Here is a 14,764-nt window from a genome sequence, read left to right on the forward strand (position 1 = left end):
TACTTAATAGGACAGAAGAGCAGAAAATGGTTGAAAATCAAATGCTTCCGCCAACAGCTTTGTGCTGTAGGGGGATATGCTTTGAATCAAGACCGCCTGAGTTCTTTGTTGGTGGGAGCTTATCAGGGATCTGATTTTATCTACATTGGAAAGGTAAGCTCCGGGCTGACTCAAAAGGAACTCCGCACCCTGGATACAATATTGAAAAGGCAGACAACTCCGGAAAGCCCTTTCCGCAACTTGAGAAAAACACCTAACACTTACTGGGTTAAACCAACCCTCACCCTCCTGGTGGAATTTCTCGAATGGACACCGAACCTGAAAATGAGGGCACCGGTGGTTAAAGGTTTCACCAATAAAAAACCGGAAGAATGCCGTCTGGACTGACCGGTGGCCTCTCCATAACGAAAAGACTTCGGTGAAATATTTTTCACCGAAGTCTTTCTCATTTGCGCTTTCTGTTTTCCGGTCCCTTTTCTGGATCAACCCATTCGACTTTTCCCCGGATCTTGTTGATATCTTCCAATCTGACCCGTGTACGTCGCTCCTGGTTGGGTTCCGTTTCATTTCTTTTCTCCACCATTGCTATTTGTTCCTCCTCTTGGTGGTAAGGTTATTAGGAGGCGTTTTATAGGGATTATGGCGCAGGATTTTTTCCGAACGAACCAGTTCCTTGCCCGTTTCATCATCTACCAGTTCACCTTTAGAATGAAGCAGGCGCGGTTGTTCCTTGGAAACTTTTGGGGACACTTAGGGCACTCCTCTCTGCAAATCTTTTTCTGCCCTTAGTTTTCCCCGATCAGAAAATATAACAATCTATAAATTTTACCCATCAGGCTATTATATACTAGAGGAGCAAGATCCTTCCAAATATCGACGTTCAAGGACTTTGACCAAATTAGTTAAAACCCGGTTAAACGGAACCTCCTCCGACAATTTTTCTGCTTCCCGTACAACTGCACCATTGATAGCATCAATTTCCGTAGGACGCCGGTTTAAAACGTCCTGTAACATGGAAGACTTGTTCTCCGCAGTTGCCCGGCAAACTGAAGCCACATATGCAAAAGGATCCTCTAGCTCAAGGTCTATTCCTTTTGCCTCCGCAACCCGGACCGTTTCCTCTACCGCTCCCCGCATGATATCCGCCAGCTCAGGATAGAACAAGAGTTTACCGTTGGGAAGTCCGGTTAGGGCCGTCAGAGGATTGATACCCACATTGGCTACCAGTTTCTTCCACAACATTTTAATTATATTATCGCTCAGTTTAGTATCTATCCCGGAGCGGTTGAAAAGATCAACAACTTCTTGTACCCGGGATACACTGGTCTCTTCTAAAGCACCCAGGTAAGTGGGACCCTTGCCGGCATGATAAATCTCGCCCGGCGCCAGCAGGGTTGAACCATGGGAAGTAACGCCGGCAATTACCCTGTGCCGCTCCACTTTCTTCATTATCTTTTCCACATTGCCCAGGCCGTTTTGCAGGGTCATAACCAGTGTGTCCCGTCCCAAATTGCCCGCTACATCCTCCAACGCCTTTTCCGTATCAGGAAACTTTACCAAGATGACAGCTAAATCTAAAATGCCCATATCTTGGGGTTTGGTGGTAGCTTTCACCGGAATAGTGCGCCGGCCTTCCGCAGAAACAATAGTCAAGCCTTTTTCCTTTAAAACCTGTACATGTTCCTTCCGCCGGTTATAGAGCCAAACGTCATTCCCGTTTTCCGCCAGCAGCCCCCCAAAAAGACTACCGATAGCTCCAGCCCCTATGATGCCTATCTTCATATCATCACCTTCCTTCGGTCGTCCCCTTAATAGCAGCCAAAACTTCTTCGCTGATGGAAAAACTGTGATTTAATTCCGGAAACTGTTCCTCAACCACTTCCGCATGAAACTCATTCAGAGCCTGTTTGATAATTGATCCCAAATTGGCGTACTGCTTGACAAACTTGGGAACAAATCGCTGGAATAATCCCAGCATGTCATGAAACACCAAAACCTGCCCGTCACAATGGACACCAGCCCCAATACCTATGGTAGGAACAGAAATTCTTTCCGTAATCAGCTTTGCCAACTCGGCAGGAATACACTCTAGAACCAGACTGAAAATTCCTGCCTCCTCGAGAGCAACGGCCTCCTCCAGCAGCCGTTTAGCCGTATCCGCATCCTTGCCCTGCACTTTAAATCCTCCCACCTGGGAAGCGGTCTGGGGAGTTAGCCCGATATGACCCATCACCGGAATACCGGCCCGAACCAGCGCACGCACCGTTTCGACTACCGGAAAGCCTCCTTCCAATTTCACACAGTCGGCTCCGCCTTCTTTTAATATACGAGTAGAGTTTTCAATTGCCTGTTCCACACTTACGTTGTAAGAGCCAAATGGCAGATCCCCGACCACAAAGGTATGCGGCGCGCCCCTTACTACTGCTTTTATGTGATGAATCATTTCGTCCATAGTAACTGGAACCGTGCTGTCATAACCCAGCATCACCATTCCCAGAGAGTCTCCGACCAAGATCATTTCAATCTCCGACTGGTCTACCAGTTGAGCCGTAGGGTAATCGTAGGCAGTAACCATAGCAAACTTCTGCCCGTCTTTTTTCATTTCCCGCAACTTGGTGGTGGTTACTTTCTCCTTTGGCATTGTGCATTCCCCCAGAACTTTTTTTAACAAAAGTTCGACATTCAACTGCTAATACCTGCCATAAAAACCCTACCTTACCCTACCTTTTCGTTCGTGGCAACCACTTCCCTAAAAGAGGACATTTTCAGCTCTTCCGCTGTTTCCAATAAAAACCGCCCGAAATCCCCGGCAAGAGAATCTTCTTTCAGGGCAAACCTTACCACCGCCTTCAAATACCCCAGCTTATCACCTACGTCATACCGGTCACCATCAAAGCAATAGGCATATATATCCTGGTTTAATAGCAGTTTTCGTAGGGCATCGGTCAATTGAATTTCCCCTCTTTTATCCGGCGGTGTTTGAGCAAGGATGGGGAAAATCTCCGGAGTTAAAATATAGCGGCCTATTATGGCTAAGTTGGAGGGAGCTTCTTCAGGAGCAGGTTTTTCCACCAGATCTTTAACCATATAAAGACCGTCTTCCAAAAATATCGGAGCTACTACACCGTAACGAGAGATTTCTGCACTGGGTACTTCTTGTACCGCCAGTACGCTAGTTTCTACCTCTTGGGCTACTTTCATAAGTTGTTTCAGGCAGGGGACCTTGCCATCCACTATATCATCCCCAAGCAAAACGGCGAAAGGCTCATTTCCAATAAATTTTCGCGCACACAGGACGGCATGCCCTAATCCTCTCGGCTCCTTCTGCCGCACATAATGAACATCTACCATCCTCGAAACTTCTTCTACTAGTCGGAAAAGTTCTTCACTGCCTTTCTGTCTCAAAAACAATTCCAGTTCATGGTTACGGTCAAAATGGTCCTCTATACTCCTTTTGTTTCTGCCGGTTACGATAATTATATCTTCTATCCCGGAAGCCCTGGCTTCTTCGATAATATACTGAATAGCGGGCTTATCTACTATAGGAAACATCTCTTTGGCCTGCGCCTTAGTAGCCGGCAGAAAGCGGGTTCCCCACCCGGCAGCAGGTATCACCGCCTTCTTTATCCGCACAATTTATCCCTCCCCCTGTCGATGCAAATCCCTTAATAAACGCAGCCAGGATCTGAGATAGACGGGAAGGATAAAATTGCTGCGTACATGTTCTTTCCCGGCAGCTCCTAAAATTGCCGCATAAGCCCTATCCGCCAGTAGCCGTTCAACAGCGCTAGCCATATCTTCAGTCGTAGTGGTCACCAATCCCGTCTTCCCGTGAATCACCTGACGCCCCAAACCACCAACACCGGTAGTTACCACCGGTCGTCCTTTCCACAAAGCCTCGGTTGCCGTCAGGCCAAACCCCTCTCGGACGGATTTCTGGACCACAACGGCTGCCGACTGCTGTAACACATTTATTTCCAGATCACTTTTAGGGTCTAGGGCCAGAACGTGAATGTCCGGATCATCTCCCGCCGTCTTCAGTACTTCCCTTAAAACCTGAATTCCTTCCGGATCATCGCTTGCCTCTCCTCCAGCTAAAACCAGTTGGCAGGAATAGTTTCTTTTTACCAGTCGATAAACCTCAATCACGCCTACCGGATCTTTCAAACGGTCAAACCGGGATACTTGTAAAATGATAGGTTTATCCTCATCTATACCCAACTTCTTCAGAACTGCTTTTTTTTCTTCTTCAGTAACCGGTCGGTTTTTTTCACTGAGGGGGTCGATAGCCGGCGGCATTACGTATTCCCGACGGGCCACTCCTTTTACATATTCCGGCAAATGATAAATGGCAGCGTCAAACCTGGCAGCCAGTGGTCGCATAAAATTCCAGAGCTTTTCCAATACACCGGTAGGATCAATATGGCAGTACCAAATCCATCGTCCTTGATTCCCTTCCCGGGCCTGCACCAATCCCAGTGGCTGTTGATCATGTATTATCACAAAATCCACGTCGGGGTCGATAAGCCGGAAATTCCTCCTGTTAACTTCCCGGTATATTTCAAACATCTCCTGGGTAATATTTACCGGTTGTCCATGAAACGCGTTATGAAATGTTTTGGTTACTTGAAAAAACTCCTCATCGCCCTCCATTACCGTCCATTGCACATTCAATCCAACTTCTTCCATCAAAGGAACCAGTGTTTTTAGAATCTCAGCCACCCCACCCCCTACGGCGGTAGAATTAATATGTTGCAAACTAACTCCTTTAAGTTCTCCGGCTAAAGTTTTGATTTCTTCTATTACTTCCGTTTCCACCAGTTCTTCATATTTTTCCAAAAACATTGGTGCCATCAATGCTCCTCCTTCCCTCCGAAAGCATCGGACTTGTCTATTGTTGCCAAATCCTTTCCGGCTAACCGGGATAAAATATATAGTACCTCTTCGGGGCCTTTTACCCGATAGCGGGCCGCCGTAGGCGCAGTCTTTTCCTTATGGTTAACCAGGACGGTAATGCCTCTATCCCGGAGATAACGGAAAGCATCTTCGTCGGTAGTGTCATCACCAAAATAGACAGGTATTGTTCCAGGACATTGTGCCCATAATAGTTTTACTACGTTTCCTTTGTTGAGGGACTTTACTCTAAACTCAAGAACCTTTCTCCCCTCAAGTAATTCCAGTTCAGAACTTTCTACCTCCTTACGCCATGCATCCTTAACCTGTTTTATTAGCTGGAAAGAACGAGCGTCGCTTACCTGTCGGAAATGCAAAGCCAAAGAAGTGCCTTTATGCTCCAGCAAAAACCCCCGGTGAGTTTCCGTCAACCTTTCCAACCAGGAAAAAAGCCTGTCGATCTCCTTCTCTGCCCGGCGGTTCCGGAAAAAGGTTACCGTACCGTCGGGAAAACGTATTTCCCCCCCATGACCACCCGCCAGGTAAATTCCCCGTAAGGGCAGCATAGATTCCAAATCCTGTAAAGTTCTGCCGCTCACTATAGCTAGAGGAATTTTCTGCCAAATAAGACAGTAAAGTATTTGTTTTACCTGATCGGAAGGCCGCGCCATCTGCGGTGTAGCCGCAATAGGAACTAACGTACCGTCATAATCCAAAAAAAGAAACAGCTTTTTCTTGTGGCGGTGACGGCACAGCAAACGGACCAGGCATTCTTTCATACCCCATCCTCCAAGGATGAACTCCCGGCAGTAACAGCCTTCCCCATATTAACTGCTCTTCCCAATCCAGAGGTTGCGGCCAGTTTTCCCCATTTGCTGGGCAAAGTCTTCAGTACCTGATGAGACCACCAGTACACATCTTGCTGTTGAACCACTTTCCGCAGCAGTTCCATTCTATACACCTGCTCAGAAACTGGCATTTCAACCGCTTGACGAAAGACATCAGCCATCTCTTCCGGATAATAAGGATTTACCAGCAGCGCCTCCCGCAACTGTTGAGCTGCCCCGGCATAGGCACTCAAGACTAGTACTCCTCTTCTATCGGTTTTAGCAGCTATAAATTCTTTAGCTACCAGATTTAGACCGTCACGGAGAGGAGTTACCAGAGCAATATCGGCAGCTAAATAGTGAGCCACCAGCTCGCTGGAGGATAAAGCCCCATACCGGTAGAGTACCGGTCCGCGCCAGTTTATACTGTAACGGCCGTTGATGCGCCCTACGGCCTCTTCTACCCGGTGTTTTAAGTTCTCATAGGCTTTAACCCCCGACCGGCTGGGGACTGCGACCTGGAGTAACGCTACCCGTCCTCGATACTGGGGAAATTTTTCTAAAAAAGTTTCAAAAGCCAGAAGCCTTTCCAATATACCCTTAGTGTAATCCAATCTGTCTACTCCTAAGAATATAAAATCGGCTTCAACCCGGCCCCGTATTTCCGAAGCTTGGGCCAGAATCTCAGCTCGGGAAGCCATTTCCCTGAATTTATTCCAATCAATACCTATTGGGGCAAAACTCACAGTTATATTGCGATTATCCCCTTTGACCATTCCCAGCTCCCAATTGACAGGAAGGTGCAAAATTTTCTCTACACAACGCAAAAAATTGTTCCGATAGTCCGCGGAGTGAAAGGCTATGCAGTCGGCTCCCAACAACCCCCGTAATATATCTGCCGCCCAGGGCAGAGTACTGAAGATTTCAGGAGGCGGGAAGGGAACATGCCAGAAAAAAGCAATATTTGCCTTTCCATGGGCCCTGCGCACCATTTCGGGGACCAGAGCCAAATGAAAATCATGTACCCATATCAGATCTCCACTTCGCATAAATCCGCCTATTACCTGAGCATATTTCTGATTGACATTCCGGTAGCTATCCCAATAATCTTTGCGTACCACCACCTTTTCTAAAAAGCAATGACATAACGGCCACAGGCAACTGTTGGAAAACCCCAGATAATATTTCTCTATCTCCTTTTCCGTTAGAAGTATCTCCTGGAACCAGTAAAGAGGCTCATTAGCGGGAACACCTATCATCTCTCCTTTGACTTTCGAACCCTCCGCCACCCGACCACCCCAGGCCAGCCAGGTTCCCCCGAAATTCTGGACCACCGGTTCAAGGGCGGAAACCAGCCCGCTAACCGCCTTTTCCCGTTTACGCCCCGAGTTTTCTTCCCTAAATATGTAGGAGCCCCGGTTTGAAACCAGAATCACTTTGTTATTGTTTCCCAACGGGGCTAATTTGAACATTTTTAACCACCTTCTTTACGGTTCAAAAACCACCCGCACTTTTCCCTCGCACTGAAGAACGTTACAATAGACTTTATCATTTTTACGGGTAAATTCCAGATCTATCTTGCCACGGCCGACCCGAAGATTTTTTACTAACACTTCATTTACTCCTTGAGGCAACAGGGGTTTACAGATTACTACATCTCCTCTTTCGGAACGAATTCCGAGCAGGCTGTGTAGTAAGGAGAACAAGCTGCCTACCGCCCAGGCCTGGGGATCACAGGCGGTCGGGTAGTGAACGGGACCTGTTTGCCCCCGTCGCGTAAAACCGCAGAATAGTTCCGGCAGACGGTAATAGGGAAATGAGAGAGCCGCCTCGTACAAACTGTTGGCCAGGCGTAAAAGCAATTGATGTTGATCGCTACACCGCAACCCAGCCGCAATAATGGAATTATCGTGAGGCCAAATAGAACCATTATGATAACTCATGGGATTATACGCCTGTTCTAATTTACTCATAGTGCGAATGCCCCATCCGGAAAACATGTCCGCTTCGAACAGGCGGCGGGCAACTTTATCCGCCAGGTTGGCCGGTAAAATTCCTGTGAAAAGGCAGTGCCCCGGGTTGGATACAATCGTCTTCACCGGTTGCTTCTTACCGTCCAAAGCAAATGCTAAAAACTCTCGATCACTCATCCAGAAGTCCTGGATAAACTTTTGTTTCAACTGCCGGGCTTGACGCTGACATCGCATCGCTTCCTTTCTGTCTCCCAGCAGTTCAAAAAGTTCCACGCAACGTCGTAAAGCCAGGTAATAATAGGCCTGAACCTCCACCAGGGCAATAGGCGCCTCCGCCAGAGTTCCATCAGGTCTGACTACTGCATCCCAGGAGTCTTTCCATCCCTGGTTGGTAAGACCTCTTTCTGATTCCCGCCTGTACTCTATGTAGCCATCTCCGTCCAGATCACCGTACTCCCGGCACCAGAGCAGGCATTTTCTTAATGGCTCTGCCAGTTCTCTCACCAATTCTTCATCCTGAAGCCACCGGTAAACTTCTGATAGTAGAATAATAAACCATAAAGTAGAATCTACCGACCCGTAATAGGGAGTGTGGGGGACTTCTCCCCGTCTGGCCATTTCACCCCGCCGAATTTCGTGCATTATTTTCCCCGGTTTTTCATCCCGCCAGGCATTATTATCTTCCCCTTGTAAGCGAGCCAGGAAACGCAGGCTTCTTTTAGCCAGTTCCGGGTTCACGATAAGGGTCTGCCAGGCGGTTATCAAGGCATCTCTACCAAAAGGGGCGGCATACCAGGGAATCCCTGCTACTAAAATACTGCCCCATTCGGGGTAATCAGTATTTAAGGCTCCCAGGTCAGTAACTCCCCGCTCAAAAAGGTAGTTGAAAAAAGTATTGTCTGTCTGAAACTTGGTACACTCTTCCTTCCAGCGCCGATATTTATTCAGCTGGTAGTTAGCCGCCCGAAGAAAAGCAGGAGCTATTCCGGTATCGCCCTTCCCCCTCTGCGCCTTTGGGTCGCCTTCTATGACAGCATTGATCCGGGTGTAAAGATAAACCTTCCGCTGAGGTGCTAATTTAAGGCGAAACTCGGCTACACCTGTCCCGTCAGGTCGAACGCTTAACTTCGGCCGAGGGGAAAAAATCACCTCTGTACCCATCGTAATCCCATCTAATCCCCGGTAGGAGAAAAGTATTCCGTTGCGCAAAAGCTTCGCAGGCAGCTTTTCTCCCCGTTCTTCCCGCAAGATACCTCTAACTTCAAATATATCAACAAAATCCGCTCCAAATTTGAAGGTAAGTTTGAGAAAAACCGGCCATGGATTATAATTTACCAACCGCAACCTTTGAAAAAAACTATCCCTGACTACTCTGAGTTCCCTCAAGTGAATGGTATGCATAGGAATTTTTGAGTTATTGACCGTTAATTCCGGATTGGTAAGTTCTATTTTGGCAAAATGGCTGTCTTTCGTTTCAGCTGATAAAAATAAGGGCTCTTTATCTTCCAGTAAAATCTCCAGGTGGTTGAGAAAACGGGTATCCCGATAGTAAAGCCCCAGCTCCCCCTTCTCTTGATAAGGAATTAAACCGTTAGGAAGAGAAGTAATAAACATTTCATCGTCTTTGAGTACTTCGGTACTGGCTTGAACTTCACTGGGAGAAACGTCCCATTCGTTACTTCTTCCGGTACTTTCCAAATACATCTTTCTCATTCCTTCCTTGCAGGCGCATCTCCTTATTCAGGTCAGCAAACAGCCTTGTAGACTTCCGATGTTTTTTCCGTCATTATTTCTTTAGTATAATATTTTTCCACCAAGGTCCGTCCCCGGGAACCTATCTGCCTGCCCAACTCGGGATTTCGCAAGAGGTATAAACAATTTTCCGCCAGCTGCCCATGATCATTCATTTCTACCACAAAACCGTTCTCGCCATGCTTGATAACTTCCGGCATTCCTCCGGCACGGCTTACAATTATGGGCCTGGCTGTAGCCTGCGCCTCCAGCATAACCAAACCAAACGGCTCCTGGAAACAGGAAGGATAGATAACAATTTCCGATGCCTGGTACATGCGAGGCATTTCTTCCCAAGGGAAAAACTTAACCCACACATTATTCTGCAAACCCAGTTCTTCGACCATGGCTGTAATCCGGTGTACATGGTGAGGCTGATGGTTACCCCAGTCTACCGTCTTAGTAGTCCCAGCCATTACCAACAGGACTTCAGGAAACTCCCGCACTATAAGCGCGAGGGCTCGCACCCCAATATGGCAGCCTTTGTCCAAACTCATTCTCGCCGGGTGAAAAATAACTCGTCTCCCTGCAAAATGCGGGTTAACCCGTAGGATCTCCTCCTGTTCTTCTCGGGTAGGAGGTCGAAAACGGTCTATGTCAATGCCGTGGTGAATAGTGAATATCCTATCCGCCGGGTAACCTGCTTTGATCAGCTCTTCTTTAATATAGTGGCTTACCGCAATAACGGCATCCCAGTCCCCGGCCAGTTGGCACATCTGATCCCACAACTGGTCTTCCCAAACATTATGTGCCGTTAGTATCAAAGGTATACCCATTTTTCGCTTTATATCGAATAAAACTTCCGCATGAACCGGGCTGAAATAATGCATGTTGTGGGCATGGATCAAATCTGGTTTTACCTTCTCTATGAAACGGTAGATTTTCTCCCTGATTTTATCAGCCATTACTTCTATTTTGACCAAAGAAAGGCTATTTAAATCCATAAGAGGGGTTCTATTGATTTCCATCCCCTTCCAGGTATAATCATCAGCCATGCCTTCCACCGAATTGGTTAAAAGGAAAACTTCCCAACCTCTTTCTACCAATTCCGGCCCCAGCAAGGCCAAATGAGTCTCAACTCCTCCAATGACAGGAGGGAAAGCCCAATGCAACATAGCTACCCGCATTGATTACACCTCTTTACACCTCAATTTTCGGTTTCTAAAGCCAAGTACAACTGCACACGATAATTTGTATGTAACTGCTTCCCAATTTATGTCGCTATTTAAAAAAACAAAATCGGTCCTTATAAAAATTGAGTATGACCGATTTTATGCGCCTAAAATTTTGCCTGCCCTCCGGGGAATTGTTTCTCCGTTTATTAATTTGCCATAATTTTCCAAATAAGTCAATATGGAATTAATCCCAAAGGTTGATCTCCCGTTAAATAAAAAAAGAACCTTGCAAAAAGGTTCTTAGGATGTATTTTATGATTTTTACAGGTCAAAAAACACCTCGCCCTCAACCTCTTCTTGCAGATGTGAAAGAAACAAAATTCGCGCCAGCGGGAGTTCGCCCCCTGCCGGCGCATCGCACATCAACTACCGTATCTCGACCTCCAGTAACGGAGGATGGCATTCAAAAGCGAAGCCAAATGTTAGACTTTCAGCGACGCCGAATTTTTCAGTAGAAGCCTTTTCATCAACTTTAATCGGATTAACACCAAAACGTGGGGGGTAACCGCCAGGATAGCTAGTCCCACAACCGGCAGGCGAATGATACCTGACAACATTACCACCAGCAGGCGTCCATCGCGGTTAGCCAGTAAAAGATTGACCCACATTCCCTCTTGGGCCGGTAAATATCTTCTCCCCGTAGCGGTATGGAATTTTTCCTTCATCAGCATGGACATAGGAGAGCCCAACAGAGCCAACGAACCCAAAACTAAAACCAGGGGATGCGAACCGTTAAGATAAGCGCCTGCCGTCATCCCCATCAAAATCAAACCGTCACCGTAACGATCCAGTACAGAATCCAGCAACTCCCCAAAAGGTGATTTCAAAAATTTCAACCGGGCCAATTCCCCGTCAATGCCGTCTATTATAGATGCTATTTGCGCTGTCAGACCGGCCCATAAAAAATGCCCGGTAGCAAACAAAATAGCGGATAAGAAACATAGTACGGCGTTAAATATAGAAACCTGGTTGGGAGTTATCCTGGTCCAGGCCAGCCAACTACTTAACACAACGGAGATTTTTCGATTGAAGTAGCGGGCTACCAATCCATCTCGCGGGGAGGGCAGGTTCATGAGTAGGACTTTACGAGCCAGCCGGGCATCATCCGGTTTATCCACATCGATCCACCATGTATCGCCGATGTCGCACACCAGGGCTTGGCCTTGTCTCGCCATCACCATTATTCCATCGCTAAGACTACTGTTACCCTGAACTTGAGCCTCTTTTAGGGCATCAAAGAGAGCCGGTGTAGCATGAAATAGCCCGCAATCAACGGCCTGAAATTCATTTAATTTTTTGCCGATAGCTGTAATTTTCCCATCACTTACCAAAATTTTGGTGGCTTCTTCCAAGTCAGCGATGCGGTCTAATTTAAAATCCGCCCCTACATAAATCTCGTGTTCCCGGGGGCGAACTTTAATCAGGCGCTCAACCGCCTCCTGGGAAACTATATGATCCGCCATGGTCAGAAGGAAAGAACGTTCCCCCTGTAACACTTTCTCCGCAGCCAATACAGAGGTGCCGTTACCTGCTGACCAAGAGGGGTTGTCTATATACTGGATTTTTACCCCCAGTCTGCTTCCGTCGCCCAAGTAATCCTTGATCTCCTGTCCCCGAAAACCGATCACTAAAACTACTTCCCTGATTCCTGCTTCCCGGAGGGTTAACAAAACCCGTTCTATCAGCGATAACCCCAGGAGAGGGTAAAGGGGCTTAACCCCATGATACCCACTTACCCGCAATCGACTTCCCTCTCCCGCGGCAATTACTAACGCTTTCATGCGGTTTTCGCCTCGGACCGGGATTCACCGCGAATAAACTCTTCCACCATTTTCCTTGCCTCGGAATCAGTATATTGTATTGGCGGTGACTTCATGGTATATGCAGAGATAGCGTACAACGGACCTTTTACTCCCCGGTCCAGGGCCAGCTTCATGCAGCGAATGGCATCAATAATTACCCCTCCGCTGTTGGGAGAATCTTCAACCGAAAGTCTTAACTCCAGTTCTATGGGTACCCGTCCAAAGCCTAACCCTTCCATCCGGATAAAGCAAATCTTGTTATCATTCAACCAGGGAACATAATCGCTGGGCCCTATATGAATATTCTCATCGACCAACCCTTCTTTCATTTCGGATTGGACCGCCTGGGTTTTTGACTTTTTCTTAGATTTCAGGCGACTCCGGTTGAGCATATTGAGAAAGTCCGTATTGCCCCCAAAATTCAGTTGATATGTCTTGGTAATTTTTACTCCCCGGTCTTCAAACAACTTGGTCAGTACCCGGTGAGTAATGGTCGCTCCCACCTGGGATTTTACGTCGTCACCGATAATGGGGAGCCCTTTTTCCTCAAACCGTCGGGCCCAGGTAGGATCAGAGGCAATAAACACAGGCATGGCGTTAATAAAACCGACACCAGCTTCCAGACAGGCCTTAGCATAGGCTCTAGCTGCATTTTCCGAACCGACCGGGAGGTAATTGACAAGTATTTCAGCCCCCGATTCTTTCAAAACTTTAGCCACATCTACCGGTTCCTGATCGGCCAGGACAAAAGACTTGTCTTCCGGATATTCTTTCATGTGTTCGGAATATCCATCCATTACAGGTCCCATTTGAACGGTTACAGGGTAATCAGGCAGATCGGAATAGAATATCTTCGTACAGTTCGGCCGGGCAAAAATAGCTTCCCTTAGCGGTTTGCCTACTTTCCGGGCATCAATATCAAATGCTGCCACTACTTCAATATCGCCCGGCTTATATCCCCCGAGATCATAGTGCATCAGCCCTATTGGTTCTTTAGCCATCTCCTCAGATTTGTACAGCTCAATACCCTGAAGTAACGCACTTGCACAGTTTCCCACTCCGGCAATGGCAATTTTTATTGGCTTACTGCTCATGTTCCCAACCTCCTTTGTATAATTTTTATTTGCCTTCGGTTTGCAGGCACGTTACTTGTAAGGTATCTTACTGTTACCAATAGGACGTCATCGCTACAAGTCTACATCCCCCCTTTCGCATATTCAATCGTTCCTACGCTCAAAGGAGAAGAACATTCTAAACCCAGTTTTTCAGCCAACTTCCGGCCTTCTTGAAGTCCTACGGCTAGTTCAGTAAGACGATGGGCATCAGAACCCAAAACGCACCTTCTCCCTCCCATCTCCCGATAGCAGGCAAGAATGGCTTTACCGGGAAAAGGCTCGGTAAATCCCCTTCTTATACCGGAAGTGTTGATCTCCAAAGCAGCGCCTCGTTGAATTATTTTCTGAAGTACCCTCCGTAGACCGGCGTCCATCAATATCTGAGAGAAATATGGTATATGCGGCCAGTATTTTTTCCACCCTCGTTTAATCCAGTCCAAATGAGCCATAACATCTAAAAAGGGGAACTCTGCCGCCCGCTCCAGAGTATCTATTAATTGCCTGACGGCCAAAGCAGGGGATCTGGTTGTGTAGAAATCCTCTTTCATCAAAGACAGACCGTCCACGTAATGAACGGATACCAGTATGAAGTCAAAAGGATGATCTCTTAAAAAGCGGCAAATTTCTTTCTCCTTGACCGCGTGGTAGTCAATTTCAACTCCTTTTAAGATACGAAGTCTCCCTTTGAATTGTTTTCGGAAACTTTCTAAGGTTTGGACGTAACGGGAATAGGATTTGCTCAGGAGGCCAAAGTTGGGATCAGCAGGGAAAAAACTGAGATGGTCCGTAACACCGATTTCCTTAAGTCCTAAACGTACGGCTCGGAGGCATATGGCGTGAAGGTCTTCTTCGCAGTCGGCCGAAAAAGAAGTATGTACATGATAATCACTAAGAAAGGCGGCTTCACAGCCGCCCGGATCAATCCTAATTTCTTTATTTTTCATTTAATCCCCCCAACCAATAAATTTATCTTCCGATAAATTTGAGCGGCTGGTGAGATTAACTAGTTTATCACTTCCTATGGTTCTTTGGGAATTAATCTACCAAAACTGATATCAGTAGTAATTATTATATATTACTGACAAAAATTTTGTCAAGTAGTACCGAAATAGTAGTTGCTGTCAAGTACTTTTGGGTAACTTCTGATATCCTCCAATGTAACCACTTAATATATTATTATTTTACAAA

The 14,764-nt window shown here is 46.9% G+C and carries 14 protein-coding genes; 1 reads left to right on the top strand and 13 read right to left on the bottom strand.

Annotated features, from left to right (window positions below):
• A partial coding sequence (locus tag KKC1_RS05590) for an ATP dependent DNA ligase (protein ID WP_305790377.1) occupies positions 1-387 on the top strand: 387 nt, incomplete at its 5' end.
• 58 nt (positions 388-445) lie between these two features.
• Here the strand turns inward: KKC1_RS05590 and KKC1_RS16240 are convergent.
• The 13 genes from KKC1_RS16240 to KKC1_RS05645 all read right to left on the bottom strand — a co-directional run bounded on the left by KKC1_RS16240 (position 446) and on the right by KKC1_RS05645 (position 14,520).
• Entirely contained in the window at positions 446-583 is a 138-nt protein-coding gene (locus KKC1_RS16240; protein WP_192868100.1) for a hypothetical protein, read from the bottom strand.
• Between the two features lie 2 nt (positions 584-585).
• A complete protein-coding gene (locus tag KKC1_RS15995; protein WP_153802847.1) occupies positions 586-750 on the bottom strand; it encodes a hypothetical protein in 165 nt (54 codons plus the stop codon).
• Positions 751-840: 90 nt separating this feature from the next.
• Positions 841-1,782 (bottom strand): ketopantoate reductase family protein, encoded by a 942-nt coding sequence (locus KKC1_RS05595; RefSeq protein ID WP_088553507.1) that lies wholly within the window; start codon positions 1,780-1,782, stop codon positions 841-843.
• Positions 1,783-1,786: 4 nt separating this feature from the next.
• Positions 1,787-2,641 (bottom strand): 3-methyl-2-oxobutanoate hydroxymethyltransferase, encoded by an 855-nt coding sequence (panB, locus tag KKC1_RS05600; protein ID WP_088553508.1) that lies wholly within the window; start codon positions 2,639-2,641, stop codon positions 1,787-1,789.
• 74 nt (positions 2,642-2,715) lie between these two features.
• Positions 2,716-3,633: a UTP--glucose-1-phosphate uridylyltransferase GalU gene (gene galU, locus KKC1_RS05605; protein WP_088553509.1), complete on the bottom strand. Its 918-nt coding sequence runs from the start codon at positions 3,631-3,633 to the stop codon at positions 2,716-2,718.
• 3 nt (positions 3,634-3,636) lie between these two features.
• Positions 3,637-4,854 carry a glycosyltransferase gene (locus tag KKC1_RS05610; RefSeq protein ID WP_088553510.1) on the bottom strand — a complete coding sequence of 406 codons (1,218 nt, stop codon included), beginning with the start codon at positions 4,852-4,854 and terminating at the stop codon, positions 3,637-3,639.
• Complete coding sequence (gene otsB, locus KKC1_RS05615) at positions 4,854-5,672, bottom strand: trehalose-phosphatase (RefSeq protein WP_088553511.1); 819 nt, start codon at positions 5,670-5,672, stop codon at positions 4,854-4,856. Before otsB ends, KKC1_RS05610 begins: the two co-directional genes overlap by 1 nt.
• A complete protein-coding gene (locus tag KKC1_RS05620) occupies positions 5,669-7,192 on the bottom strand; it encodes an alpha,alpha-trehalose-phosphate synthase (UDP-forming) (RefSeq protein WP_088553512.1) in 1,524 nt (507 codons plus the stop codon). Before KKC1_RS05620 ends, otsB begins: the two co-directional genes overlap by 4 nt.
• A 15-nt stretch (positions 7,193-7,207) precedes the next feature.
• Positions 7,208-9,406 (bottom strand): amylo-alpha-1,6-glucosidase, encoded by a 2,199-nt coding sequence (locus KKC1_RS05625; protein ID WP_238134214.1) that lies wholly within the window; start codon positions 9,404-9,406, stop codon positions 7,208-7,210.
• Between the two features lie 32 nt (positions 9,407-9,438).
• Positions 9,439-10,611: a glycosyltransferase family 4 protein gene (locus KKC1_RS05630; RefSeq protein WP_088553514.1), complete on the bottom strand. Its 1,173-nt coding sequence runs from the start codon at positions 10,609-10,611 to the stop codon at positions 9,439-9,441.
• 470 nt (positions 10,612-11,081) lie between these two features.
• Positions 11,082-12,440, bottom strand: coding sequence for an NTP transferase domain-containing protein (locus KKC1_RS05635; protein WP_088553515.1), 1,359 nt, complete (start codon positions 12,438-12,440; stop codon positions 11,082-11,084).
• Positions 12,437-13,555 carry an inositol-3-phosphate synthase gene (locus KKC1_RS05640; RefSeq protein WP_088553516.1) on the bottom strand — a complete coding sequence of 373 codons (1,119 nt, stop codon included), beginning with the start codon at positions 13,553-13,555 and terminating at the stop codon, positions 12,437-12,439. Before KKC1_RS05640 ends, KKC1_RS05635 begins: the two co-directional genes overlap by 4 nt.
• Positions 13,556-13,656: 101 nt before the next feature.
• Positions 13,657-14,520, bottom strand: coding sequence for a histidinol-phosphatase HisJ family protein (locus KKC1_RS05645; RefSeq protein ID WP_088553517.1), 864 nt, complete (start codon positions 14,518-14,520; stop codon positions 13,657-13,659).
• Positions 14,521-14,764: the final 244 nt, after the last annotated feature.

Origin of the sequence: Calderihabitans maritimus, from assembly GCF_002207765.1 — a bacterium.
Classification (GTDB): domain Bacteria; phylum Bacillota; class KKC1; order Calderihabitantales; family Calderihabitantaceae; genus Calderihabitans; species Calderihabitans maritimus.